General features: G+C 72.6%; 24 protein-coding genes. 8 read left to right on the top strand and 16 right to left on the bottom strand.

The window, feature by feature from the left end:
- Positions 1–33: 33 nt before the first annotated feature.
- The 6 genes from WQO_RS22230 to leuE form a co-directional block, all read right to left on the bottom strand.
- Positions 34–1,128 carry an acyltransferase gene (locus WQO_RS22230; RefSeq protein ID WP_010058586.1) on the bottom strand — a complete coding sequence of 365 codons (1,095 nt, stop codon included), beginning with the start codon at positions 1,126–1,128 and terminating at the stop codon, positions 34–36.
- A 5-nt stretch (positions 1,129–1,133) separates the two neighbouring features.
- Entirely contained in the window at positions 1,134–3,533 is a 2,400-nt protein-coding gene (locus WQO_RS22225) for a tetratricopeptide repeat protein (protein ID WP_010058587.1), read from the bottom strand.
- Positions 3,530–4,873 carry a tetratricopeptide repeat protein gene (locus tag WQO_RS22220; RefSeq protein ID WP_010058588.1) on the bottom strand — a complete coding sequence of 448 codons (1,344 nt, stop codon included), beginning with the start codon at positions 4,871–4,873 and terminating at the stop codon, positions 3,530–3,532. The genes WQO_RS22225 and WQO_RS22220 overlap by 4 nt, the downstream gene beginning before the upstream one ends.
- A gap of 65 nt (positions 4,874–4,938) precedes the next feature.
- Entirely contained in the window at positions 4,939–6,345 is a 1,407-nt protein-coding gene (locus tag WQO_RS22215; RefSeq protein ID WP_010058589.1) for a polysialyltransferase family glycosyltransferase, read from the bottom strand.
- 3 nt (positions 6,346–6,348) lie between these two features.
- Positions 6,349–7,314 carry a glycosyltransferase family 2 protein gene (locus WQO_RS22210; RefSeq protein ID WP_010058590.1) on the bottom strand — a complete coding sequence of 322 codons (966 nt, stop codon included), beginning with the start codon at positions 7,312–7,314 and terminating at the stop codon, positions 6,349–6,351.
- 221 nt (positions 7,315–7,535) lie between these two features.
- Positions 7,536–8,222, bottom strand: a complete 687-nt coding sequence (leuE, locus tag WQO_RS22205; protein WP_058954066.1) for a leucine efflux protein LeuE — start codon at positions 8,220–8,222, stop codon at positions 7,536–7,538.
- 254 nt (positions 8,223–8,476) lie between these two features.
- Here leuE and WQO_RS22200 point away from each other — a divergent pair, with 254 nt between their 5' ends.
- A complete protein-coding gene (locus tag WQO_RS22200) occupies positions 8,477–9,586 on the top strand; it encodes a L,D-transpeptidase family protein (RefSeq protein WP_237274155.1) in 1,110 nt (369 codons plus the stop codon).
- Positions 9,587–9,813: 227 nt separating this feature from the next.
- Here WQO_RS22200 and WQO_RS22195 read toward each other — a convergent pair whose 3' ends face one another.
- The 7 genes from WQO_RS22195 to WQO_RS22165 form a co-directional block, all read right to left on the bottom strand.
- Positions 9,814–10,941, bottom strand: a complete 1,128-nt coding sequence (locus tag WQO_RS22195) for a hypothetical protein (protein WP_010058596.1) — start codon at positions 10,939–10,941, stop codon at positions 9,814–9,816.
- Entirely contained in the window at positions 10,941–11,708 is a 768-nt protein-coding gene (locus WQO_RS22190; RefSeq protein ID WP_010058597.1) for an RNA polymerase sigma factor, read from the bottom strand. The genes WQO_RS22195 and WQO_RS22190 overlap by 1 nt, the downstream gene beginning before the upstream one ends.
- 360 nt (positions 11,709–12,068) lie before the next feature.
- Complete coding sequence (locus tag WQO_RS22185; protein WP_010058598.1) at positions 12,069–12,254, bottom strand: potassium-transporting ATPase subunit A; 186 nt, start codon at positions 12,252–12,254, stop codon at positions 12,069–12,071.
- Positions 12,255–12,262: 8 nt separating this feature from the next.
- Positions 12,263–12,352, bottom strand: a complete 90-nt coding sequence (gene kdpF, locus WQO_RS22180) for a K(+)-transporting ATPase subunit F (protein WP_010058599.1) — start codon at positions 12,350–12,352, stop codon at positions 12,263–12,265.
- 259 nt (positions 12,353–12,611) lie between these two features.
- Entirely contained in the window at positions 12,612–13,043 is a 432-nt protein-coding gene (locus WQO_RS22175) for a hypothetical protein (protein ID WP_010058600.1), read from the bottom strand.
- A gap of 75 nt (positions 13,044–13,118) precedes the next feature.
- Positions 13,119–14,453 carry a diaminopimelate decarboxylase gene (gene lysA / locus WQO_RS22170; RefSeq protein WP_010058601.1) on the bottom strand — a complete coding sequence of 445 codons (1,335 nt, stop codon included), beginning with the start codon at positions 14,451–14,453 and terminating at the stop codon, positions 13,119–13,121.
- 37 nt (positions 14,454–14,490) lie between these two features.
- A complete protein-coding gene (locus tag WQO_RS22165) occupies positions 14,491–14,826 on the bottom strand; it encodes an SAV_915 family protein (protein ID WP_010058602.1) in 336 nt (111 codons plus the stop codon).
- 260 nt (positions 14,827–15,086) lie between these two features.
- Here WQO_RS22165 and WQO_RS22160 point away from each other — a divergent pair, with 260 nt between their 5' ends.
- Together WQO_RS22160 and WQO_RS22155 are read left to right on the top strand one after the other, a co-directional pair.
- Positions 15,087–15,599, top strand: coding sequence for a universal stress protein (locus WQO_RS22160; RefSeq protein WP_010058603.1), 513 nt, complete (start codon positions 15,087–15,089; stop codon positions 15,597–15,599).
- 113 nt (positions 15,600–15,712) lie between these two features.
- Positions 15,713–15,931, top strand: coding sequence for a hypothetical protein (locus WQO_RS22155; protein WP_010058605.1), 219 nt, complete (start codon positions 15,713–15,715; stop codon positions 15,929–15,931).
- Between the two features lie 117 nt (positions 15,932–16,048).
- Here WQO_RS22155 and WQO_RS22150 read toward each other — a convergent pair whose 3' ends face one another.
- The 3 genes from WQO_RS22150 to WQO_RS22140 all read right to left on the bottom strand — a co-directional run bounded on the left by WQO_RS22150 (position 16,049) and on the right by WQO_RS22140 (position 19,309).
- The gene (locus WQO_RS22150) at positions 16,049–16,627 is read right to left on the bottom strand and encodes a hypothetical protein (protein ID WP_010058606.1); all 579 of its coding nucleotides are present in this window, start codon (positions 16,625–16,627) and stop codon (positions 16,049–16,051) included.
- 66 nt (positions 16,628–16,693) lie between these two features.
- Positions 16,694–17,527: a DUF4328 domain-containing protein gene (locus tag WQO_RS22145; RefSeq protein WP_010058607.1), complete on the bottom strand. Its 834-nt coding sequence runs from the start codon at positions 17,525–17,527 to the stop codon at positions 16,694–16,696.
- Positions 17,528–17,698: 171 nt separating this feature from the next.
- Positions 17,699–19,309, bottom strand: a complete 1,611-nt coding sequence (locus WQO_RS22140; RefSeq protein ID WP_010058608.1) for a beta-N-acetylhexosaminidase — start codon at positions 19,307–19,309, stop codon at positions 17,699–17,701.
- A 447-nt stretch (positions 19,310–19,756) separates the two neighbouring features.
- On the opposite strand from WQO_RS22140, the gene WQO_RS22135 reads away from it, so the two are divergent.
- From WQO_RS22135 to WQO_RS22115, 5 genes are all read left to right on the top strand, one after another.
- Positions 19,757–20,326 (top strand): 2-oxo-4-hydroxy-4-carboxy-5-ureidoimidazoline decarboxylase, encoded by a 570-nt coding sequence (locus WQO_RS22135; protein WP_032747994.1) that lies wholly within the window; start codon positions 19,757–19,759, stop codon positions 20,324–20,326.
- 205 nt (positions 20,327–20,531) lie between these two features.
- Complete coding sequence (sdhC, locus tag WQO_RS22130) at positions 20,532–20,912, top strand: succinate dehydrogenase, cytochrome b556 subunit (protein ID WP_010058610.1); 381 nt, start codon at positions 20,532–20,534, stop codon at positions 20,910–20,912.
- Positions 20,913–20,917: 5 nt separating this feature from the next.
- The gene (locus WQO_RS22125; protein WP_010058611.1) at positions 20,918–21,400 is read left to right on the top strand and encodes a succinate dehydrogenase hydrophobic membrane anchor subunit; all 483 of its coding nucleotides are present in this window, start codon (positions 20,918–20,920) and stop codon (positions 21,398–21,400) included.
- A gap of 29 nt (positions 21,401–21,429) precedes the next feature.
- Positions 21,430–23,184 (top strand): succinate dehydrogenase flavoprotein subunit, encoded by a 1,755-nt coding sequence (gene sdhA, locus WQO_RS22120; RefSeq protein WP_010058613.1) that lies wholly within the window; start codon positions 21,430–21,432, stop codon positions 23,182–23,184.
- Positions 23,184–23,951 (top strand): succinate dehydrogenase iron-sulfur subunit, encoded by a 768-nt coding sequence (locus WQO_RS22115; protein WP_010058614.1) that lies wholly within the window; start codon positions 23,184–23,186, stop codon positions 23,949–23,951. The genes sdhA and WQO_RS22115 overlap by 1 nt, the downstream gene beginning before the upstream one ends.
- Positions 23,952–24,001 lie beyond the last annotated feature (50 nt).

Here is a 24,001-nt window from a genome sequence, read left to right as displayed (position 1 = left end):
CCTGCGAGGAGGGGCTGACGTGGGCCGGAGCGCTCAGCCCAGCACCTTGCTCGCCCCCGCCCGGCCCCACAGCAGGGCCGCGCCGAACGACAGGGCCGCCGTGGCCACCGTGATCCCGACCACGAGCGCCACGGCGGCCGGGCCGCCCAGGTCCGCCCCGACGAAGGCGTCGGTGAGGACGCCGAGCACAAGAACGTGCACCAGGTAGGCCCCGAACGACGCCTCGGACAGCCGGGCCAGCGTGGGGCGCATCCGCTCCGGGACCCGTACGCCGTGCAGGGACACCAGGACGCCGCAGCTGAACAGGGCCACCAGGACGTGCGCGTACGGGATCGCGTAGTGCACCTCGTGCTGGTACGCGATCACCCCGGCGAGTCCGGCCGCCGCGAGCAGCAGCCAGGGCCACCGCCGCCTGCCGAACGCCCCGGCCGGGGCGGCGAGCAACAGTGCCCCGAGCACCGCGTAGATCAGCTGGTACGGGGCGAACGCCCAGCCGAAGCGGGGCAGTTCACGGCCGGTCGCCTCGGCCAGATCACCGAGGAGCGGCGGGGCGGACGCCAGCACGAGCAGGACCGCGCCGAGGCCCCAGGGCCGCTTGCCCGCCCGGACGAGGACGACCAGACCCAGGACCATGATCACGGGGAGGTAGGCGTACAGGTACCAGAGGTGGTAGGCGGGGCGGACCGAGGCGAACACGGAGTCCAGGGCGAGCCCGCGGACCGGGTCGTCGTTGGTGTCGCGCAGCTTGCCCCAGGCGAGGTAGAGCGCGGTCCAGACGGCGAGCGGCACGACGATCCGCACGATGCGCCGCCGCAGCCGGGCGCCGTCCTTGGGCGGGGCCCCGACCAGGACCACCCAGCCGGCGATGGCGAAGAAGAGCGGTACGGCGAAGCGCCCGCCGGAGTCGGCAGTCAGCCCGGCCCAGTAGGTGCCGGGCCCCTCCGATGCCGTACGGCCCACGGTGTTCACGAACGCCGAGCCGGTGTGGAGGCCGATGACGGCGATGGAGCAGAGCAGCCGGATGAGGTCGATGTCGTAGCGGTGCCCCGCCCGGCCGGGGCGAGGCGTCTCCGGGGCCGTCGCGGCGGGAGCGGGGGCGGGGGCCGAGGCGGGAGGTGTGGTGGACATGGTCCTCAGGGGGTGGGCGGGGCGGTACGGAGGGAGGGGGCGGCACGGTCCTCACCGGCGGCGGACCGGGGCGCGGGAACCACGGGGCCGGCGCCCGGGTCGCCGAACGGGTCCGGCAGACCGGTGAGTTCACGCAGCAGCGCGAGGTTGTCCCGGGTCACGGACCACAGCGCCCGCTGCCGGTCGTGGACGTCGGCCACCGCCGCCGGATGGTCGGCCAGCACGGCACGGGCCCGCTCCGCGAGCCGGGCGCCGAGGGCCCGTTCGTGGACGGAGACGCCCCAGTCGGGCCGGTCGATGTCGGCCAGGAAGTAGGCCAGTTTGGGGTGCGAGACCAGGCTGATGACCGGGGTGCCGCAGCCGAAGGGGATCATCCCGGCGTGCCCGCGCATCCCGATCACCAGTCGGGTGCGCCGGTAGAGGTCGCGGATCGCGTCGTTGGAGAGCAGGTACAGCGGCTCCACGGGGAGGGTGAGGCCGTGTTCGCGCCGCAGATCGTCGACGAAGCGTTCGTCGGCGGGCATGTGCGCGGCGTAACGGACTTCCGCCGCACCGGAGATGGCCCGGATCGCCGCGGCCATCTCCGCGAGGAAGTGCCCGTAGTCGTGGCCGAAGCGGAGCCCGGCCCGGTCGTAGGCGCAGTTGATGAGGACGGTGTCCTCGCGTACGGCCGGTTCGGCGAGGCGGGGGTCGAGGTGGCGGGCGACCGTGGTGGGGCAGGGCTGGTAGCGCACCTTCTCGCGGAGGGAGGCGGGCAGCAGCTCCCGGACCCGGGCGACGGAGCCGTGGTTGCGCAGTCCGAAGAACGCGGACCGCTCGACCAGGGCCCGCAGGGAGGCCGCGAACCGCTCGCGCCGGTAGCGCTGGCCGTCGAAGACGTTGTAGCCGACGGCGAAGACCGCCAGGGGGGCGGTGATCCGGGCGAGCACGTCGTCGGGGATGTTCCACTGCCAGCCGCTGTTGCCGTTGGGGGCGGTGTCGGGGAGGAAGAGCCCGCCGCCGCCGACGATCACGGCCCGCCGGGCGTTGAGGCGTTCGAGGCCGGCCTCGTCGACCAGCAGGTGCGCGTGCTGCTGGTGCCATCGGCCGGGGCCGGTGTCGGCGGTGAAGCAGCTGCGGACCGCTTCGGGCAGCACCTTGTCGCCCGCGTTCTCGTGGCCCTCGGCGAACAGGGCGACATGGGCGAGCTGTTCGCCCGGCGGGGTGTCCGGCGCGGTGGCGCCCGCCGTGACCATCTCGGACGTACGGCCGTACCAGGCACGGCAGTTGGCGTCGGTCGGGTCGGACTCCAGACCGGCGAGCGCATATCCCCGGGCGTCCTCGGCGCGGCCCAGCAGCCAGGCCAGCCGTGCGAGTTGGCCGTAGGCGCGTGGGGCGAAGTCCGGGGAAGCCGTCGCCAGGAGGAGGTGCGTCTCGGCCTCCTCGTACCGGGACAGCGCCATCAGGCAGACCCCGAGCGTCTCGTGGCAGCGCGGCAGGTCCGGGCGGTCCGCGACGGCCTCTCCCAGCAGGGCCACGGCCAGGTCGTGGTGACCGCGCCCCCGGTGGATCTCGGCGAGCTGCCGGACCAGGTCGATCGGCGGCCGGGATCCGTCGGGGAACGGGAGCGCGAGGTGCAGCAGCAGGTCGGGGTGTTTCGCACCGGGGAGGGCGAGGTAGGCGGCGCGGAACGCCTCGTCGGCCAGGTCGAACCGCGCCCGGGCCTCGTGGGCGGGGCCGGTACAAGGGGTCTGCTCACCAGCGAAGTTCAGGACGACGACGCCTTCGGGGACCGCCAGGTCGTCGCCGAGCCGCGACGCCCGGAAGTCGTACCGGGAGTCCAGGGGTACGAGGACGCTCTCCGGGACGTCCGGGACGTCCGGGACGGCGGCGGGCGGTACGGCGTGGTCGAGGTCCTGGCGCTGGATCACCAGGAGTCCGTCGTCGGGGAGGCCGTTACGCGGGTCGGGGACGCCGTCCGGGCCGGTGCGCGGCACGGCGGCCACGCCCGTGCGGAGGCGCAGCAGGGCGTCGAGCCTGCCGAGGACGACCGAGGCGGGCGTGAGGGCGATGACGGTGTCGTAGCCGTCGATGCGGAACACGTCGTGGGGTCCGGCGGCCGGGCGCGGGGTCAGCCGGGGGTGCAGCCGGTGGGCGGCGTCGAAGGAGACGTCCGGCAGGCCGGGGTGCAGGACGACGACGTCCTCGCAGAGAGCGGGGTCGGTCAGCGCGAGGCTGCGCAGGAGGGTCTGGAGTCCGGGCAGTCGGCCCACGTCGGCGACGTACACGGCGAAGGCGATCCGGCGCTTCCCGGTGACGGCGCGGCGGTCGTCGGCGGAGGCGGAGGATGAGGCTGAGGCGAACGCGGTGTCGGCTGCGGTGTCGGCGTCGGACCCGGCCACGGGGGTGGAGTCGTGCGTCGTCATCTGAGAGTGATCCTCACTGCGGTGTCGTCCGTGGTCCCGGTCCGCGCCCCGATCCACTCCCGCTCGCGCGGGGGCAGGGCCGCCGGTCCTTCGAACCCGATGAGGTCCACCCGGGCGGGCGTGCCCAGGAAGTCGAGGAGCCGCAGCACGGTGTACGCGGTGCTCGCGGGCCCTTCCGCATCGGCCGCCGCCTCGGCGAGCAGCGCCGGATCGTGCAGCGGGCGGCGCAGCGTCGCGTCGCCGATGCGGTCCTGGGCGCCGGGGACGAGCCGGCTGCGCAGGGCGAGCCGCCAGTGCGGGAGCGGGTCGCCGAAGACCAGCCGGGTGGCGGCCCGGCGGTCCCACCGGGGGCCCTTCCACGGGGAGTCGCCGCGCAGGGTGACGGCGTGCAGGTCGGTTCGGGCGGTGGGGGCGGCGTGGCGGACGGCGTCGCAGCGCACGACGAGGTCGTACCCGTCGATGAGCGCGGCCAGCGAACTCCCCGGCCGCTGTTCCTGCTCGGCGGTGTGCGGTGTGTCGGCGACCAGGCACACCGCCCGGCCCGCGAGGAACCGGCGCAGACCGGGGACGCCGAGGGGTTCGGCGCCGCCGAGCAGCGGGTCGGCCAGCGGGTCGCGGTCCGAGAGCCGGCGGTGCTCGGCGTAGAGCGCGGCGAGACGGCGTACGGCGGGGTCGGCGGCGCCGCGTTCGGTGGTGCGGAGCCGGACGAGTTCGGTGAAGGCGGCGCGGGCGTCGGCGGCGGGGAGCCGGCGGGAGAGACGGACGGCCCCGGTGGCTCCCGCAGGGCCCTCGCTCCCGTCGCCGACCAGCGCCAGCGCTTCGTCGATGCGGTCGCCCGCCGCGCGGAGGGTGGCGATCCGGCGTTCGACGTCACGCGAGGCGGCGGTGTTCTGCTGGAGCGCGAGGTGGCGTTCGTACGCGGTGATCGCCTCCTCGCTCCGGCCGAGCGCGTCCAGGGCGTTGCCGCGCAGCCGCCAGGCGCCCTTGGAGCGCGTGCGCAGCACGGTCGCCTCGTCGGCGAGGGCCAGGGCGAGGCGGGCCCCGGCGTCGCCGCCGCTGTCCAGGGCCTGCTGCCCGGTCCGCAGCAGCGCGTCGAACGCGTCGGCGCCCGGGGTGGAGCACGCGGTGGTCAGGGCCCCGATCGACGCGATGAGCCGGGTGCGGCGGGCGTCGGTGAGGGGACCGGAGGCGGCGAGGGCGGCGAGGTGGTCGCCGCAGTGCCGCAGGGCGGCCAGGAGTTCCGGGTCCGGTCCGCCGCCGGGGCGGGCCCGGGGCGGCGTTCCCGGCCGTCCCGCCATCGCACGTACTGACGTGAGCAGCCCGGTGAGGGTCTGGCCCATGCTCGTTCCGCCGTTCTGTGAGTCGGACGCCGGCACCGGGTTCGGGCCCCGGTCCCGGCCCCGGGTCAGAGACCCAGGGTGCTGCGGGTGCGCCGTACGGTGCGGCGCAGCCGGACCGCCGCGCCCCGGGGGCCGCCGCCGGGCAGGGTGAGGCTCTGGAGGCGGCGGCGTTTGAAGTAGTGCTGGGTGGTGGGGTCGAGGTGCTCCCGCAGCCAGGCCTCGGCCTCGGGGCGCAGCCCGGGGTTGAGCTTGGCCTGCATGCAGTAGCCGACGCTGCGCACCAGCGGGGCGAGGGTGTCGGGCGCGGTGCGCGGCAGGCGGGGGACGCCCCCGGAGCCTGGTACTTCCGCTTCCCCCGGGCCGTCCTGTGCGTCCAGGTCGGGCACGAGGTGGTCGGTGATCGTCAGCGGGATGCGGTTGCTGTTCTCGTACGGGGTGATCCGGTCGAGGACCAGCCGGGTGCCGACGCGGGCGACGGGGATGCCGTAGTAGGCGGCGGCGGTGAACATCGCGGTGGAGAAGCAGCCGACGACGAGGGTCGGCGCGCACCGCTCGTACAGCGTCTCGGCGAGCAGCGGGCTGTCCAGCGTGGTGAGCCGCACGCCGAGTTCGGCGGCGGCCTCGTCCAGGGCGCGGGAGTAGCGGGCCGGGGCGGTGGGGTGCGGCTTGAAGAGGATGGAGGTGTGCCCGGCGCGGGCGGCTCCGCGCAGCATCCGGATGTGCAGCTCCTCTTCCTCCTCCGGGGTGAGGATGGTGAGGGCGGCGAGGTACTGGCCCAGCAGCATCGCGGTGGGGGCGGCGGCCTCGGCGGCGGCGAGCCCCTGGTCCCCCTCGGCCGCCGCGGCGATCTCGGAAAGGACCGCGCGGAAGGCGTCGTCGGGGACGAGTTCGGGTTCGACGCCGGCCTCGGCGAGGAGGAGCGGGCGCAGCCCGGTGACCAGGTCGAGGTGGAGGACGCGCCGGATGCGGCAGGCGATGGACTGGGGCATCCGGTTGCGGGTGGGGCCGTAGCTCATCAGGCCGTCGGCGTAGACGTGGACGGCGCTCTCGGAGAAGATCGCGGCGAGCGCGCGGGCCGGGTTGACCTGGATGGACTCGACGGCGAGGTCGACGGGGGCGTCGGGGTCGATGTCCCAGGCGAGGCGGAAGGCCCGCTGCCACAGGACGGTCTCCTCGGAGCGGGGGCCCCAGCCGCTGGGGTGGTGCGGGCTGATGGCCTCGTTCCAGTCGACGACGGCGTCGAAGCGGGCGGCGAGGGAGCCGTAACCGCGCATCTCCTCCAGGCGCAGGGCGGTTTCGGGGACGGCCGCGTTGTTGGAGACCAGCAGGATGCGGTGGCTGTCGAGGGCCCGGCCGAACTGTCCGGCGTCGAGGGCGGCGGCGAGGGTGGCCGCGCCGTACAGGGTGGAGACCTGGAAGATCTGGGTGCGCGGGGGCGTACGTACGGGGGTGGCTGCGGGGGTGGCGGTCATCGGTCAGGCGGCCTTCTGCTTGGTGCGCAGACGGCTGAGCAGCGTGCCGCGCTTGTCGTCGATCGTCGTCAGGGTGCGGTCGAGCACGTCCTGCGGCATCCGGCCCAGCGCGGCGGTGGACTCGGCGCGCAGCTTCCGGGCGGTGGCGGGCTCGTAGTCGTCGGCCTTCTCGTTGTGGAAGGCGATCATCGCGCAGTAGGTGCGGACGGCCTTCGGCAGCAGGGTGTCCGCGTCCCGGTCGGCGCGCAGCTGGTCGAGCAGCGTGTCGTAGGAGGCGAAGAAGTCGAGCTGGCGGGCGTCCTTGATCTGGGTCAGGGAGGTGGTGACCCCGCGCCGGTAGAAGATGCCGTACAGACCGAGCGCGGCGTAGGTGCGGGCGCGCAGATGGAGCTGCCAGATCCACAGCCGGTCCTCGGCGGTGCGCAGTTCGGTGGCGAAGCGCTGGGCGCCGTCCGCGAAGAGCCGCCGGTGGTAGATCCCGGCCCAGACGAACGGGTAGTCGACCATGGTCTCGCGCTCGGGCACCCCGATGCCGTCGCGGGGGTCGAGCAGGGTGTCCCGGAGCGGGGCGGGGGCACGCCGCACGACGCGGGTGGTGCCGGTGGACTGGACGTGGTCGGTGCGGGCGAAGTCGCAGTCGAGGTCCTGGGCGGCGCGCAGCAGCCGGCCCAGGTGGCCGGGGGCGTACCAGTCGTCGCCGTCGAGGAAGGTGAGGTAGTCGCCCTCGGCGGCGTCGATACCGCTGTTGCGGGCGGCCGCGATGCCGACGTTCGTACCGTGTCTGATCACCCGGGCGCGCGGCATCCGCTCGGCCCAGTGGTCGACGATGTCCTGCGTGCCGTCGGTGGACGCGTCATCGACCAGCAGGAACTCGATGTCCGGGTCCGCGTTGCGGGCCAGGCTCCCCAGCGTGGTCGGGGCGTAGGCCGCGACATTGTGGAGCGGTACGACAACGGACAGTTTCGGCACGCGCGCCCTCACCTTCGATCATGGTCCCGACAACGTAGTGAGACCGCGGAAGGATCGGATGACACCCGTCACGACAGCGGGTGAACTCTGCGCGTCCGCCGGGTGGCCGGGTGCGGGGGTGTGCGAGCCGGAGGCTCGATGATCCACAACGTCGGGGGGGAAGGCCTGGCACCACTGAGGCCTGGCACCACGGAGAACGGCCGGCCCGGCCGTCCCCCGGGCTACACGCTGCTGAGCGAGAGCTTGGCCGCGAACCCGAGGAACAGGACACCGGCCGCCGAAGTGGCCCCCGCCGACAGCCGCTTGCGCCGGCGGAAGACGGCGGCCAGCCGGGTGCCGCCGAAGATCAGCACCGAGAGGTAGGCGAAGCTGGCGAGCTGAAGCAGGGTGCCCAGCACCAGGAACGACAGCGCCGGGTAGGCATAGCCGGGGTCGACGAACTGGACGAAGAAGGAGATCAGGAACAGGATCGCCTTCGGGTTGATCAGGCTGACCACGAGCGCCCGGCGGTAGGGCCGCTCCACGGGTCCCGCCGCCGCCCCGGAGGGCTCGCCGGCCCCCTCCACCTCGACCGTCTCGACCAGTTCGGCGGTACGCCGGTGCCGCTCGCGCCACAGGGCCACGGCGGCCCGCAGCATTCCGATGGCCATCCAGGTCAGATAGGCGGCGCCCGCGTACTTGACGATCGCGAACAGCAGGGGCGTGGTCGTCAGCAGGGACGCGGCGCCCAGCGCGGCGAGCGTCATCAGGACGGTGTCCCCGGTCCAGACGCCCGCGGCGGCTTTGTACCCGGTGCGTACGCCGCGTCGGGCGGCGACGGAGAGCACGTAGAGCGAGTTCGGACCCGGCAGAAGGACGATCAGCGCCAGGCCGGCGAGATAGGTCGGAAGATCGGTGACACCCAGCATGAACGGAGTGTCGCACGCCGGTACGGGTCGCCGTCCAGGGGGTTTCAGCAGGCGATATGGACCGTCGGGCGGTGCACGGACGAGGGCCGGTCCCGACGGCCCGGACCCGGCCATGATCGGCCGGGCGTGACCTCGGGGGTCTGGACGCGCGGCCGCCGTCCGGCGGAGGATTCGCTGACCGGGCCGGACGGGAATCCGTACAGCATCCGTACAGGAGGCACCGGGCCGACAGAGGACCCAGGGGGGGATCGACCATGGTGGACACGGACAGCGGGTGGGACGGCCGGGGCGGGAGGGGCTCGCGCGGCGCGCGTGCGGCCGACGCGCTACCGGACCGTCGCGTCGCCGCCCCGGACCGTGGAGTCGCCCTACCGGACCGTCGCGTCGCCGCCCCGGACCGTGGAGTCGCCATCCCGGACCGTCGCACCGCCCTGCCGGACCGTCGCACCGCCCTGCCGGGCCGTCGCGTCGCCGCCGTGTCCCTCGTCGCGCTGGCCGCCCTCGCGACGGGATGCGAACCGGGTACGGCCACGGGGGCGCAGGACGCGCCGCCGCCGGCGCGGCCCACGCAGGCCGCCGCCCCCTCCCCCACCCGCACCGCTCCCGTGACCGAGGACGCGAAGCCGCGTACCGTGCCACCGCCCAGCCCGTCGGCGTCCACCGCCGCACCGGCCCCCGCCCCGGACCCGACGACCGTCCGCCCGGACCCGGAACCGAGCACCGCACCGCCGCCGCGCGTCCTGATGCGGACCGGGTCCGAGAGCGACCGGGTGCGCGAACTCCAGGCCCGGCTCCGCCAGATCGGCCACTTCGGGCGCAACCCCACCGGCTACTACGGCTCCGTCACCGCCGACGCCGTACGGTCGTTCCAGGCCAAGCGGAGCCTGCCGGTCACGGGCTCCACCGACGAGGTGACGTGGCAGCGGCTGCTGGCGATGACCCGGGTGCCGAAGGCCGCCGAACTGCGCCCGCCGACCGAGCGGCCGTTGGCCGCGCCGGACGAACGGTGCCTGAAGGGCCGGGTCCTGTGCATCAGCAAGAACAGCCGGACCCTGGCGTGGATGATCGACGGCAAGGTCGTCTCGGCGATGGATGTGCGCTTCGGCTCGGAGTACACGCCCACCCGCGAGGGCGTGTTCGAGGTGTTCTGGAAGTCCCGGGACCATGTGTCGACGCTGTACGACACCCCGATGCCCTACGCCCTCTTCTTCAGCGGCGGCCAGGCGGTGCACTACTCCGCGGACTTCGCGGCCAACGGCTACGGCGGCGCCTCGCACGGCTGCGTCAACGTCCGGGACAAGAAGAAGGTCGCGGCGCTGTTCGGCCAGGTGAGGACCGGCGACAAGGTCGTCGTCTACTGGTGACCAGTACTGGTGACCAGCTGCTCTGCCGGTACGGGCGCAGGGAGAGGGCGCGGGCGGGACCGGGGGAACGTGTCCCGCCCGCGCCGATGCGCTGAGCCGAAGGTACGGGGGGAACCCCGGCTCGTCGCGCGGCCGATGACCAGTCGGCTCACTCTGTACTGCGCCCGGCCTTCCAAAAACGTCACACCTGGTCGCGCGGACTGCTGGCCGGGACCGGAAAGCGCAGTTCAGCGGGTCTGTGCGGGGGCCGCACCGCTGCTCTTCGGGAGCGGCGGAACCTCAGCGTCCGCCCCTGCGCCGGCACCGTCCTCCGGGGCCGCTGCGGCACGCGGTACGGGGTGGAAGGAGACGGGCGGCAGCGAGCCGCCGTCACCCGGTCCGTGATGACCGCCGTCGTCGTCATCGTCGCCGCCCCCGCCACCGGAGCCGCCATTCCCACCGCTGCCGCCGTTCCCGCCGAGGAGGCGGTCGCAGAAGCGCTCCAGGTTCTTCTCGCCCTTGGCGAACTCGATCAGCTGGCGCCGGCTGCGCTCGTCCAGCGTGCCCGCGCGGAAGGCCTTGCAGGCCTTGACGGACTTCTCGTACCAGTTGCCCGAGTCCGTGTCGCCGCCGGAGCCGCCCGGCCGGTCGTCCTGCCCGGTGCCGCCTCCGGTGGTCTCCTCCCGGCCGTTGCCGCCCGGCCGGTCCGGGGTGTCCGGGCGGCCCGTACCGGACTCCCGGCCGGTCTCGCCGGTCCGCGCGCCGTCGGACTCCTCGGGCCCGCCGGATTCGCGGGCCGTGGGCGACGAGGCGGACTCCGGCTCGGCGGGCGAGGACGGGTCGGCCGGGGCCGACGGGTCGTCGGCGGAGCCGCTGGACATCAGCGGGCCCGGGGTCACGGCGGCCGATACGGAGCTGGCCGGCGTGGGCGAGCCCTGCCCGCCGAAGGTTCCGGTGAACACGCCCGTACCGGCGGCGACCGCCACCCCGCCGAGCGCGCAGCCCGCGAGCGAGGCGACCAGGCCGAAGCGGACCGGCCGGCTCCAGCGGGGGCGGCGGGCCGGGGTGTCGGGGGCGGAGCCGAGCTGGACGGCGTGCAGCTGGCCGGGGCGGCCGGGGACGGCGGCACCGGCGGTACGGCCGGCGAGCCGGTCCACGCCGCTGCCGTGGCGGGCCTGCCGGAACGCGGCGAGGACGGCGTCCTCGCCGGGGAGTTCGCCAGCCGGGGACCGCAGCCCCGCGCGCGCCGCGCCGAGCGCTTCGGCGAGGCGGAGGGCGTCGGTCCGGGCCTTGTCGCCGACGGGGACGACCGGTTCGCCGCGGAGAAGTCTCTCCGCGGCGTCCTTGTCAAGCCACTCGTAGTGCTCGTCGGCCATCACATGTCCTTCTGCGTCCACGGTCGCGAATGCGTCACACCGGGAGTGACCACGGCGGGTGCCGCCGGACCGCTGCGGCCGGGCCGCTGGGAGGGCACGGCCCCGAGCCCGGTGCCGCCGCCCGCGTCGTTCCCGCCGTCCTGGGCCGGGGGCCGGTCCGCGGTGCCGTCCGGGTCGAACGCCCCGTCGCCGTCGGCCCGGGGCGCCGGGAGCTGCCCGTCGGCGCCGAGGAGTTCGGCCAGTCGCTTGAGGCCGCGGTGGGCGGCGGTGCGGACGGCGCCGGGCCGCTTGCCCAGGGTCTGCGCCGCGCTCTTCGCGTCGAGCCCGACGACCACCCGCAGCACGACGGCCTCGGCCTGGTCCTGCGGCAGCTGGGCGATGAGGGACATGGTGCGGTCGGTGTCCAGGGCCTCCATGGCGTCGCCCGCGGTGTCGGACTCGGCGGCGCGCGTGGTCAGCTCGGTCTCGTCGCCGCCGATGGCGGGACGGCGGCTGCGCATCCGCAGATGGTCCAGAGAGCGGTTGCGCGCGATCCGCGCGGCCCAGCCCCGGAACCGGTCGGCGTCACCGCTGAACCGGTCGAGGTCGCGCGCGATCTGGAGCCACGCCTCGGACGCCACGTCCTCGGCGTCCGGCTCTCCGACCAGCGTCCGTATGTAGCCCAACAACCGTGGGTGCACCGCGCGGTACACAGCACGGAAGGCGTCCTCGTCCCCGTCCTGTGCCGCGAGCACCGCGGCAGTCAGCTCCGCGTCGTCCCCCAGCACTCCCTCAACCCGCCCTGCCGTCCTGAATCGCAGCTGGTCAACTGCTGCGCAACCCTGCGCGAACCAGCACGCTACGTGCTCGGTGGGGGCCACGTCCATGACTTGTACAACTCGCAACAATTCGACGGCCGCGCTTCCGGTGTGACAGAAAACGCAGTCATGGCGCTGAGATGAGTACGGGGTCGTGCTGCGACCCCGTGGAAGACGGCCGGGGCCTCTCCTGTGGGGGGTGGCGGCCCCGGTCGTCGCTCCTCTTCACAGCCGTTCCGGCCAGGCACCGCGCCTGTACGGCGGGCACAGGCCCCGCGACAGTGAACGGTGATGTGAGTCACTCCTGAGTCCGGCCCCGGCCCGGATCCCCTAGCGGGTCAGATCCCTGAGCGCCGTGTTCAGCTCCAGGACGTTCACCCGGGGCCACTTCTCCGGTGTGTAGTGCTTCTCGGAGGAGTAGACCTTGGCCATGTGGTCGCCCAGCGGGCGGTAGGCCAGGGCGAGCGCGGCTATCAGAGCTGTGAGCTGGAGAACTCCAGCGACCTGGGGACTCATGTCGGTGCTCAGAACCTCTCCGGATACAGGAGAGCCAGGACGAGATATCCGAGCAGGGACACGGCCACGACGAGCCCGACGATGTTTTCTGCGGTCACGGTCTGGTCACCGCCCGGGCGATGAGAGCCACCAGCGCGAATACCGCGATCGTGGTGGCGACGAAGGCCAGGTCGGCCATCGCGAACTCCTGAGGATGCGAGGAAGAGAATCAGCCGTTCGGCCGATACGAGCAAACCTCGACTTCACCCCGGGGATAAGCCGCCTTGACGGGGTCCATATGAATGCGGCGCCGCCCTTGACGACTGTCTGACGTCCGCTTGACGCGCGCCTGACGCCGCCGGGCGGGCGGCCGCGTCGCTACAGCTCGTGGTCCAGGGCCGCCGCGTCCCAGTCGACCCCGCGCAGCGCGGGGTCGGCGTCCTCGCCCGACGGCACGGCCGCGGTGTCCTGGAACCACGCGACGACGAGGGCGGAGCGGTGCATCACCGGGTCGAGTCCGCCATCGACCACCGTCGAGCGGAAGACGCCGATGCACAGGACGGCGGGCAGCACCTCGACCGGGCCGAAGGCGCCGCCCGTCTCGTCCGGGTACGTGAGGGCGGGCGGGACGAGGTGGAACGGGAGGGCGGGGAAGTCCTGTTCGGCCCGCCGCCGCAGTCCCCTGGTCTTCATGTCGTTGATCCGCTTGCACGGGTAGCCCTCCAGGAACCCGGCGTAGGTCGACTCCATCCTGATCTCGGTGAGTTCGACCGAACGGCCGGAGGCGAGGACGACGTGGCTCAGCGACATGCCGTGATCATAGGGCCGCGGGGATCCGGGACTTCCCGGGGCCTGGGCCCCGGAGCCCCGGGACCCCGGGGCCGTCTACGCGCCGACGTCCCGCCGGCTGAGGTCCTCCTGCGTCTCGCGCCGGATCAGCAGCCGTGCCGTGCCGCGGTGCACCGCGATGACCGGCGGCCTGCCGACGAGGTTGTAGGCGGAGGCCATGGACGCCTGGTAGGCGCCCGCCACCGGCACCGCGACGAGGTCGCCGGGGCGTACGTCGGCTGGCAGGGGGACATCGCTCGCGATGACGTCTCCGGCCTCGCAGTGCCGGCCCACCACCGTGGCCGGAACCGGCTCGGCGGTGCTGGAGCGGCCGATCGGGCGGGGCGCGTAGCGGGCCCCGTACAGGGCGGGCCGGGGGTTGTCGCTCATGCCGCCGTCGACGGCGACGAAGAGCGTCGGGCCGGTGTGCTTGACGGCGAGCACGCGGTACAGCGCGACTCCCGCCGGAGCCGCGATCGCCCGCCCGGGTTCGATGGCCAGTCTCGGCACGGGCAGCCTCGCGGCCGCGCAGCTCACGGTGAGTTCCGCGGTCAGGCGGCGGGCGAGAGCGGTCAGGTCGAGCGCGGGCTCCCCCGGCCGGTAGGCGACGCCGTGCCCGCCACCGAGGTCGAGTTCGGGGAGGGTGACGCCGTGGCTCTCCTTGATCCGGGCCATCAGTCCGACCATGCGGCGTACGGCCACCAGGTAGGGCTTGACGTCGGTGATCTGGGAGCCGATGTGGCAGTGCAGTCCGGTCAGTTCGAGCTGCGGCTGGCCGAGCACCCGGGCGATGGCGTGCTGGGCGGACCCGTCGGTGAGGGACAGGCCGAACTTCTGGCCGTCCGTACCGGTACGGATCTTCTCGTGGCCCCCGGCCGACACCCCGGGCACCACCCGGACCATGACCTTCTGCCGACCGGCGGGACCGGTGAGCGCGGCGATCCGGGCGATCTCCGAGGGGCTGTCGACGACGATCCGACCGACCCCGACCCGCAGGGCCAGTTCGATGTCGCGCGGGGACTTCGCGTTGCCGTGCAGCACCATCCGCTCCGGCGGGAACCCGGCGGCGTGGGCGAGTTCGAGTTCCCCGGCGGAGCAGACGTCCAGCCCGAGCCCCTCCTCCTCGATCCACCGCACCATCGCCCGGGACAGGAACGCCTTGGCCGCGTAGACCACGTCGGCCTGCGGGAAGGCCGCCCGGTACGTCCGGCACCGGGCGCGTATCTCGTCCTCGTCCAGGACGTAGGCGGGGGTGCCGAAGCGGTCGGCCAGCTCGGCGAGACAGACCCCGCCGACGCTCAGATGTCCCTGCGGCAGCCGGGCGGTGGAAGCCGGCCAGACCGTCAGGTCGTCCGGGCCGGCGGGCAGGGCGGTGAGCAGGGGTGCGGACATGAGGCGTCTCCTCGGGAGGGGTGGGCAAGGAGCCCGGTCACAGCGCGCGGACGGGTGCGTCGGCCGCGTACACCGGCCCGGTGGCGACGGCCGGGGCCGTCAGGACCGGGTCGACGACGAGCCGGTCGATGCCGAGGGGTTGGGTGAGTGCCCGCAGAGCCGGTTCGGCGAGCGGGATCGCGGGCTGGCCGGCGCCCAGCGTCGCGGTCAGCAGGTCCCGGCGGCTGAAGCCGACGGCGGTGCGCTCCCCCAGCGGCGTACGGAACACCCGCAGCACGGGGCCTGCCGCTTGCGTCCGGACGGGCACGAACAGCAGCCCGGCCGGGGCCTGTTCATCAGGGTCGGGGTCCTCGGCGTACGAGAAGAGACACATGGGATTCCTCCGGGTCGGTCGCGACCGGCCCTCGCCGGGCCGCGTGACGCCGAAGCTATGCCCGCCCCACCCCGCCCGGCCCTGCCGCCTGACGCGACTTTGACAGCCACCGCCCAGTCCATACGGATCACTGACGCCGATCCGCCTCCGGCCCGCTCTTCAATGGAATCCCGGAACGGAACGCGATTCCCCGAACAGGACGCGGGAATCCGGAACATGACCCGGGATTCCGGAACAGGACGAGGCAGGAGGCCCGGACAGTGCGGCAGAGAATCGTGGTCGGCGTGGACGGCTCCCCGGGGAGCCTGACGGCCCTGCACCGGGCCGCCGCCGAGGCGCGGGAACACCATGCGGACCTGCATGTCGTGCTGGCCTGGCAGCTGCCCGGCGGCGGACTGGGCGGCCGGACCACTTACGGCCCGGCCGTGCTCCGGGAGTGCCGGGAAGCCGCCGTCGACGACCTCCGCACCATCCTGAACAGCGCGTTCGCCGTGGAGCGGCCGGGCGTGCCCCTGTCCGGGCTGACCGTGCGCGGCGAGCCCGGGGCGGTGCTGGTCGAGGCGGCCGGTTCGGCGGACGACCTCCTGGTCGTCGGCTCGGGCCCGCGCGGCAGACGGCTCCCCCGGCTGAGACCTTCGGTGACCCGCTACTGCCTGGCCCACGCCCGCTGCCCCGTCCTCGCCGTCCCCCCGAACCCCCTGGAAGCCGAACTCGCCGCGCTGCACGACACCCCCTGGTCCCTGTCGCACCTGCCCAGGGCGCGCAAGCGGTGACCGGGTGTCTTTCGGACTTTCGCAGGTGATTTCCCGACGGTGCCCGGTGCGCGGTGCCCCTCCCCTCCTAAGCTCTACACACCTGTAGAGCAACTGGGAAAAGAGGAAAGCGCGTGGCTTCGATCGACCTGGACAAGGTGCTGGACAAGGCGTGGGCGGACAAGAGCGTGCCCGAGGTGCTGGCGGCGCCGGTGTCCGCGCTCAAGGGTGTCTCGGACCGTCAGGGTGACCTGCTCAAGGAGGCGTTCGGCGTGGTGACGGTCGCCGATCTCGCCGCGCTGAAGTACGTCGGGTGGGCGCAGGCCCTGGCGGCGCTGGACGCGGCGAAGTAGCGCCCGGCCACTGCGTGCGGGTGTCGTGGACGGCCTCGTCCGCGACACCTCCGCACTGACCGGGCGCGACACCCCGTACCGCCCGGCCACCAGAGCGAAACGATCCTGCCGCACCCCTCAGCCCCGGCTCCTGGCCCGGCGTGACATCACCGCGCGCAGCACCCGGCGGCCCTCCGTGGACAGGTCCAGCGCCTTGCGGAGGCCGGCGCCGCTGCCCGCCGTGCCGGTGGTCTCCGCGAGGATCTCCAGGATCCGGACCTGCCGTTCCAGCTCCCCCGCGACCAGTGGGCCCACGGCGGCCGGTTCACCGCTGCGGGCCGCCTTGAGCAGGTCCTCCTCGTCCGCCGGCACGTCCCCGTCCGGGGCGTCGAACCGGCCGTGGACCCGGAGCGCGACCAGCGAGCAGGCGTCGGCCCACTCCCGCAGCGGTACGGCGGCGAAGTCGGAAGGGGCCGCGCCGAGCATGGCCCGGACGAGCGCGGCCGGGCCGTCGGAGACCGACGCCTGCTCCATCTCCGTACGCACCGCCGCGAGCCGGATGGCCCAATCCTGCCCGTCCTCGCAGCTCGCCCAGAGCGGGCGCAAGGGCTCCGCCTCCGGCCCCGCGAGCAGTGGCAGGCAGCGTTCCAGGCAGGCCACGGCACCGGCGGCCAGCGCGCGCTCGTCGGCCCGTCCGATCAGTTCCAGCAGACTCATCGACGTCTCCCTCGGTCTACCGGATACTGCGCCGAATGGCCGAAAATCGTCACTTTGGAGCCGGTGTCACCTGTGTGCTCCCGGAACCGGGGCCGGTGCCGGACCGTCAGGCGCCCGTCCGTGCAGGGCCCGTTCGACCTGCATCCTGGTCACGGCACGCACGTAGAGGACGGCGAGGGCGGCGGCGACGATGTCCACGGCGTCGGAGGCCGCCACCAGACCCGCGGCCCGCACGACCTCCTCCGCGCCCACGGCCCGGTCCCACAGGCGCTCGGTCACCCGGGTGAAGAGGAGGCTCACGACCCACGCGCCCCACCAGAGGTTGAGCGGGGTCCGGGGAACCGTGCGCCGGCCGCCGTCCGGACGGGTCTGCGCGCTCGCCTCCCACACCCCGCTCGCGACGCGGTAGGGGAACCAGAGGTTGGCGATCGGAACGAACCAGCCACCCACCGCCCAGCCCGGGCCCATGCGCTGCACGGACGGGTCGAAGACCTCGGCGTTCCGGCGGGTCCGGTGGAACCAGATGATGAAGACGACACCGGTGGCCAGCAGCGCCACCCCCTGGGAGAGGGCCGCGATGCCGTACAGCGTCTCGGCCGTGCGGCCGTCCCCGACGTAGACGTTCAGGGCGCCGTCCGCCTCCACCTGCTGCCAGAGGCCGCGCAGATGCAGTCCGGTGCCGATGGCGAACAGGTCGGCGGCGATCACCACGCCGAGCAGGGCCGTCACCGCCCGGGCGAGGCCGACGGGCGAACGCGGCCAGGTGGCAACGCCCCAGCCCCCGGGCCCGGGGACCGGGGCCATCAGACCGCCGGGCAGCGGGGGCCGGGTGCCCGAGCAGAAGGTGCACAGGCCGTCGTCGGTGACGGCCGTTCTGATACGGCAACGGGTACAGAGCACGGAGAAGTCCCCCCGGGACGCGATGTGGGTGCACGGCCGCGCGTCCCTCCCCAGGAGCGCGCGGCCGACGCTGCGCAGGCCGGCGGCTGCCGGGCTGTCCGTCCCGCATCTTCGCAGGTGGGGGCGGGGAGGGACAGCCCTTTCAGCGGCGGCCCGTGCCCACCCTCGCCCTCAGCCCGCGCTGCCCGTCCGCTTCGCCAGTTCCTGGAACTGCGCCCAGCTCAGCGCGGGCTTCCGCGGGTCCCACAGCTTCTGCGAGGTCGCCACGAGCGGCATCCTGATGCCGTTGGCCACCTGCTCGGTGGTCTGCGCGTTCGGCAGGTCGCCCCAGACGGCGAACCGGCCGCCGAGGATCTGCTTCGAGTAGCGCTCGGCCACGGGTTCGGTGCCGCGCAGGACCAGCGGGGTCCACTGCTCGTAGATCCGCTCGCCGGTCGGGTAGACGAACTCGTTGGGCTCGCCGAGCACGTAGTACAGGAACTCGTCGTTGAGGTTCAGCATCTTGTAGCCCTCGGCGAGGTACTCCTGCGGCGGGCGGGCGCCGATCTCCTTGCCGGTCCAGTACTCGATCTCGATGTTCTCGTCGGCCTTGACCTTCGTGCCCCGGAAGAGCCCGTCGTTCCAGGCCTTCGCGGTCCGGCCCTTGGGCACGACGACGTCCGCGCGGTCGTTCAGCCAGCTGGTGGCCAGGTCCTCGATGGTGGCGTCGGCGCCGTGCTTCTCCTCGGCGGCCCGCTGGAGCTGGGGGTAGGAGGCGGCGGGGTTCTGGACGGTCAGCGCCTGGTACTCGTCCGCGCCGAGGTGCCAGAAGCGGCCCGGGAACAGCTCGGTGTACTCCTCCAGGAGCTCGTCGATGAGCTTGGCCGCGGCCGGCTTGGAGATGTCGATGGAGCCCTTCGACTCGACGCCCGCGGTGTTGCGCAGCTGGAGGTCGGGGTGGGCGGCCAGCACCGCGCCGAGGTGTCCGGGCGAGTCGATCTCGGGGACGACCTCGATGTGCCGGCTGTTGGCGAGGCCGACGATGCGGCGGACCTCGGCCTGGGTGAGGGCCTCGTCGGAGACCACCTCGGGGTGGGACTTCGACTCGATCCGGAAGGCCTGGTCGTCGGAGAAGTGCAGGCCGAGCTGGTTCAGCTTGAGGTCGCCCATCTCGCGTATGCGGTCCTCTATCCACTCCGCGCTGTAGTGCTTGCGCGCGATGTCGAGGTTGAGCCCGCGCTGCGGCCGGTCCGGCCGGTCGTTGACGACGCCCTCGGGGACCGTGCCGTCCGCCGTGAGCGACTGCTTGAGCGTCCGGGTGCCGTAGAAGACGCCCGACTCGTCGGGGCCGGTGATCTTCACCTTCCGGTCGCTCACGGTGAGCGTGTACGACTCGGCGGGACCCGCGTCCTTGGCGCCGAGCGCCAGCTCGACGTCTCCCGCGCGGGCCGGCTCGGCACCCCGGTAGCGGATCTTCAGCTCCTTGGCGATCAACTGCGCCTCGTCGGCGAGCGCCTGGCTGCCCTTGGCGATGACGACGGAGCTGTCGTCGCCCGGCTGCCAGCCGGGCCCCCGGGCCGCGGTGTGCTCGCGCACCGCGGGAATCGCGCTCGGGGTGCTCGACATCGGATAGCTGCGGGAGGGCGACGGGACGGCGGCCTCGGCGGAGGTTCCGGAGGGCGACGCCGTGTCACCGGACGGCCCGCTGCCGGAACCGTCCGGCCAGACGACGACGGTGAGGACGACGGCGGCTGCGGCCGTGACAGCCGCGCCGGTGACAAGGGCACCACGCGAGGGCGACATCGGGCAGATTCCTCCGTTGAGGGGTCAAGGACGGGTGAAACGAGTGAATAGGGTGCAAGGCTGGCATTTTTGCCGCCTCCTCGCCCATCGAGAACGGCGAGCAACCGGACGGAACCCCGGCCGACGCAGGTCGGACGTCCATCACACGTTCCGAAACTCTCCCGTTCGGGTGATTCTTCTGCGGTCCGTCGGACGGCCGCCGACCGGTCTCGTTAGCGTTGCGGAACATTCGTCTCCCTCTTCACTCCCACCCCGCGCAACCTCCTTGCGCCCCCGCCTGTCTTTCAGGGACGGAAGACCTTCACGTACCCCGGTGGGCCCTTCACGGGATCACCAGGCGCACCGGGTCACAGCTGTCATTGATACGAGGAGTCCACGCTGTCCAGGTCCAGCGAATCCCCCGCCGGCCTGCCGAAGCGATCAGCGCCCCCGGCCGGCCGGTCGGCCGTGCCCGTGCAGCCGCGCCCCCCGGTCCCGGCCGACGCCCCGGCCCCGGCCGAAGCCCCGGCGCCGCCCGCCGACGGGACGCCGGCCGATCATGCCGTCGGCCTGGCCCATTTCAACAGCCTCCCCTTCGCCGCCGCCGAGGCGGCCTTCCTGGAGTGCTGCGGCAGTCTGCGCTGGGCCCACCGGATGGCCGCCCACCGCCCCTACCCCGATCTCGGCGCCCTACTGGCCGCCTCCGACGAGGCGGGCTACGACCTCGCGCCCGGCGACATCGCGGAGGCCCTGGCCGCGGAACCGGCCCCCTGCCTGCACCACGACGCGCCCCGCGCCGCCCACCTGGCGCTGCGGGCCGCGCACGCGGCGTACGAGAGCAGGTTCGGCCACACCTTCGTGATCTGCCTGGACGCCTACACGCCCGCCCAGCACGTGGACCAGGTGCTGGCCGGGATCCGGGTCCGGATGGAGCACGAGGTGGACGAGGAGCGGGCGGTCACCGCCGAGGAGCTGCGCCGACTCGCCCGGAGCCGGATCGTCGAGCTGATGACCGCGGGCCCCGGACAGGAGCGGTGAGCGAGGGCTCCAGGGCCTGACCGACAAGGTGCTCTCTAGCCCGTACGTGCCTGTTTGATTGCCACTTTGATCACACCAGAGGCCCCGGCGCGAACGAACCGACAAAGCGTCGCTACGATGGCCGGGGCCGGTGGACCGTACCCGGCCGGGTCAGACCGACAGTCAAGCCGGCCGACCCCAATCCCCGCTCCCGGAGGGTTCTTCCGTGCCGGCTGGAACGCTGTACCGCGGCCGGGAAGGCATGTGGTCGTGGGTGGCTCATCGAGTCACCGGTGTCCTCATTTTCTTCTTCCTGTTCGTACATGTCCTGGACACCGCTCTCGTCCGCGTCTCCCCCGAGGCCTACGACGACGTCGTGGCCACGTACAAGACGCCGATCGTCGCGCTCCTCGAATACGGCCTGGTGGCCGCGATTCTCTTCCACGCGCTGAACGGTCTCCGGATCATCGCCGTGGACTTCTGGGCCAAGGGCCCGCGCTTCCAGAAGCAGATGCTCTGGACCGTGCTGGGCATCTGGATCGTGCTGATGGTCGGGGCCCTGTACCCCGTCCTCGGTCACGCCGTACGCGACGTCTTCGGGAGCTGAGGCCCATGTCCAGCGAGACTTCTTCCGCGGCCGCGATCGGCGATGTCGAGGGCGTGAGCCTGTACGACGTCGACAACCCGGCGCCCGTGATCGAGCCCCCGCGCAAGCGGACGGCCAAGACGCCCAAGGCTTCGCGCGGCAACTTCGAGATGTACGCCTGGCTCTTCATGCGCCTGTCGGGCATCCTCCTGACCGTCCTCGTCATCGGCCACCTGCTGATCCAGCTGGTGCTCGACGGCGGCGTCTCCAAGATCGGCTTCGCCTTCGTGGCGGGCCGCTGGGCCTCGCCGTTCTGGCAGGCCTGGGACCTGATCATGCTGTGGCTCGCCATGCTCCACGGCGGCAACGGCCTGCGCACGGTCATCAACGACTACGCCGAACGGGACAACACCCGCTTCTGGCTGAAGATGCTCCTGTACACCGCCACGGTGTTCACCGTCCTGCTGGGCACGCTGGTGATCTTCACCTTCGACCCGAACATCCGCTAGGCGCCGGGACAGAGGGACCAGAGGAAACCATGCAGATCCACAAGTACGACACCGTCATCGTCGGCGCCGGCGGCGCCGGCATGCGCGCGGCCATCGAGTCGACCAAGCGCAGCCGCACCGCCGTGCTCACGAAGCTCTACCCCACCCGCTCCCACACGGGCGCCGCGCAGGGCGGTATGGCCGCCGCGCTCGCCAACGTGGAGGAGGACAACTGGGAGTGGCACACCTTCGACACGATCAAGGGCGGCGACTACCTGGTCGACCAGGACGCCGCCGAGATCCTGGCGAAGGAGGCCATCGACGCCGTCCTCGACCTGGAGAAGATGGGCCTGCCGTTCGGCCGCACGCCCGAGGGCAAGATCGACCAGCGCCGCTTCGGTGGTCACACCCGCAGCCACGGCGAGGCCCCGGTCCGTCGTGCCTGCTACTCGGGCGACCGCACCGGCCACATGATCCTCCAGACGCTGTACCAGAACTGCGTCAAGGAGGGCGTGGAGTTCTTCAACGAGTTCTACGTCCTGGACCAGCTGATCACCGAGGTCGACGGGGTCAAGAAGTCCGCCGGCGTCGTCGCGTACGAGCTGGCGACCGGCGAGATCCACGTCTTCCAGGCGAAGTCGGTCGTCTACGCCTCCGGCGGCACCGGCAAGTTCTTCAAGGTGACGTCCAACGCCCACACCCTGACCGGTGACGGCCAGGCCGCCTGCTACCGGCGCGGTCTGCCGCTGGAGGACATGGAGTTCTTCCAGTTCCACCCGACGGGCATCTGGCGCATGGGCATCCTGCTGACGGAGGGCGCCCGTGGTGAGGGCGGCATCCTCCGCAACAAGGACGGCGAGCGCTTCATGGAGAAGTACGCGCCCGTCATGAAGGACCTCGCGTCCCGTGACGTCGTGTCCCGCTCCATCTACACGGAGATCCGTGAGGGCCGCGGCTGCGGTCCCGCCGGTGACCACGTCTACCTGGACCTCACCCACCTGCCGCCGGAGCAGCTGGACGCCAAGCTCCCGGACATCACCGAGTTCGCGCGGACGTACCTCGGCATCGAGCCCTACACGGACCCGATCCCGATCCAGCCGACCGCGCACTACGCCATGGGCGGCATCCCGACCAACGTCGAGGGCGAGGTGCTGGCCGACAACACCACCGTCGTCCCGGGCCTGTACGCCGCCGGCGAGGTCGCCTGTGTCTCGGTGCACGGCGCCAACCGCCTCGGCACCAACTCGCTGCTCGACATCAACGTCTTCGGCAAGCGCTCCGGCATCGCCGCCGCCGAGTACTCCGTGAAGAACGACTTCGTCGAGCTTCCCGAGAACCCGGCCCAGCTGGTCCAGGACCAGGTCGAGCGGCTGCGGAACTCGACGGGCACCGAGCGGGTCGCCGAACTGCGCACGGAGCTGCAGGAGTGCATGGACGCCAACGTGATGGTGTTCCGCACCGAGCAGACCATCAAGACGGCGGTCGCCAAGATCGCCGAGCTGCGCGAGCGCTACCTGAACGTGTCCATCCAGGACAAGGGCAAGCGGTTCAACACCGACCTGCTGGAGGCCATCGAGCTGGGCAACCTGCTCGACCTGGCCGAGGTCATGGCGACCTCCGCGCTCGCCCGCAAGGAGTCCCGCGGCGGTCACTACCGCGAGGACTACCCCAACCGCGACGACGTCAACTTCATGCGCCACACCATGGCGTACCGCGAGGTGGCCGCCGACGGCGCCGAGTCGATCCGGCTCGACTACAAGCCGGTCGTGACGACCCGCTACCAGCCGATGGAGCGTAAGTACTGATGGCTACCCCGACCCTGGACAAGACCGACAACGCCGAGGCCGGCTTCGCCGACTCGCCGTTCATCATGGCCACGTTCCGGATCCGCCGCTTCAACCCCGAGGTGTCGGACGAGGTCCAGTGGCAGGACTTCCAGATCGAGATCGACCCGAAGGAGCGTGTCCTCGACGCCCTTCACAAGATCAAGTGGGAGCTCGACGGAACCCTGACGTTCCGCCGTTCCTGCGCCCACGGCATCTGTGGTTCCGACGCGATGCGGATCAACGGCAAGAACAGGCTCGCCTGCAAGACGCTGATCAAGGACATCAACCCGGACAAGCCGATCACGGTGGAGGCCATCAAGGGCCTCACGGTCCTCAAGGACCTCGTGGTCGACATGGACCCGTTCTTCCAGGCGTACCACGATGTCATGCCCTTCCTCATCACCAAGGGGAACGAGCCGACCCGCGAGCGTCTGCAGTCCCCCGAGGACCGCGAGCGGTTCGACGACACCACCAAGTGCATCCTGTGCGCCGCGTGCACGTCCTCGTGCCCGGTGTTCTGGAACGACGGCCAGTACTTCGGCCCGGCGGCGATCGTCAACGCGCACCGCTTCATCTTCGACTCGCGCGACGAGGCCGGCGAGCAGCGTCTGGAGATCCTCAACGACCGGGACGGCGTGTGGCGTTGCCGCACCACGTTCAACTGCACGGACGCCTGCCCGCGTGGCATCGAGGTCACCAAGGCGATCCAGGAGGTGAAGCGCGCGCTCATCACGCGTCGCTTCTGACCTTCCCGTAACTCCTGTTACACCGACGGGCCCCGTCCCCGCAGCCTCAC

It is taken from the genome of Streptomyces globisporus C-1027 (assembly GCF_000261345.2).
Taxonomy (GTDB): Bacteria; Actinomycetota; Actinomycetes; order Streptomycetales; family Streptomycetaceae; genus Streptomyces; species Streptomyces pakalii.
This window is presented reverse-complemented; position numbering and strand designations above follow the sequence as displayed.

What these genes read in the sequence shown, in the direction of transcription:
- WQO_RS22230 (WP_010058586.1), bottom strand. Translation starts at nt 1,128, where the DNA reads ATGTCCACCACACCTCCCGCCTCGGCCCCCGCCCCCGCTCCCGCCGCG.
- WQO_RS22225 (WP_010058587.1), bottom strand. Translation starts at nt 3,533, where the DNA reads ATGACGACGCACGACTCCACCCCCGTGGCCGGGTCCGACGCCGACACC.
- WQO_RS22220 (WP_010058588.1), bottom strand. Translation starts at nt 4,873, where the DNA reads ATGGGCCAGACCCTCACCGGGCTGCTCACGTCAGTACGTGCGATGGCG.
- WQO_RS22215 (WP_010058589.1), bottom strand. Translation starts at nt 6,345, where the DNA reads ATGACCGCCACCCCCGCAGCCACCCCCGTACGTACGCCCCCGCGCACC.
- leuE (WP_058954066.1), bottom strand. Translation starts at nt 8,222, where the DNA reads ATGCTGGGTGTCACCGATCTTCCGACCTATCTCGCCGGCCTGGCGCTG.
- WQO_RS22200 (WP_237274155.1), top strand. Translation starts at nt 8,477, where the DNA reads ATGGTGGACACGGACAGCGGGTGGGACGGCCGGGGCGGGAGGGGCTCG.
- WQO_RS22195 (WP_010058596.1), bottom strand. Translation starts at nt 10,941, where the DNA reads ATGGCCGACGAGCACTACGAGTGGCTTGACAAGGACGCCGCGGAGAGA.
- WQO_RS22185 (WP_010058598.1), bottom strand. Translation starts at nt 12,254, where the DNA reads ATGAGTCCCCAGGTCGCTGGAGTTCTCCAGCTCACAGCTCTGATAGCC.
- WQO_RS22175 (WP_010058600.1), bottom strand. Translation starts at nt 13,043, where the DNA reads ATGTCGCTGAGCCACGTCGTCCTCGCCTCCGGCCGTTCGGTCGAACTC.
- lysA (WP_010058601.1), bottom strand. Translation starts at nt 14,453, where the DNA reads ATGTCCGCACCCCTGCTCACCGCCCTGCCCGCCGGCCCGGACGACCTG.
- WQO_RS22165 (WP_010058602.1), bottom strand. Translation starts at nt 14,826, where the DNA reads ATGTGTCTCTTCTCGTACGCCGAGGACCCCGACCCTGATGAACAGGCC.
- WQO_RS22150 (WP_010058606.1), bottom strand. Translation starts at nt 16,627, where the DNA reads ATGAGTCTGCTGGAACTGATCGGACGGGCCGACGAGCGCGCGCTGGCC.
- WQO_RS22140 (WP_010058608.1), bottom strand. Translation starts at nt 19,309, where the DNA reads ATGTCGCCCTCGCGTGGTGCCCTTGTCACCGGCGCGGCTGTCACGGCC.
- WQO_RS22125 (WP_010058611.1), top strand. Translation starts at nt 20,918, where the DNA reads ATGTCCAGCGAGACTTCTTCCGCGGCCGCGATCGGCGATGTCGAGGGC.
- sdhA (WP_010058613.1), top strand. Translation starts at nt 21,430, where the DNA reads ATGCAGATCCACAAGTACGACACCGTCATCGTCGGCGCCGGCGGCGCC.
- WQO_RS22115 (WP_010058614.1), top strand. Translation starts at nt 23,184, where the DNA reads ATGGCTACCCCGACCCTGGACAAGACCGACAACGCCGAGGCCGGCTTC.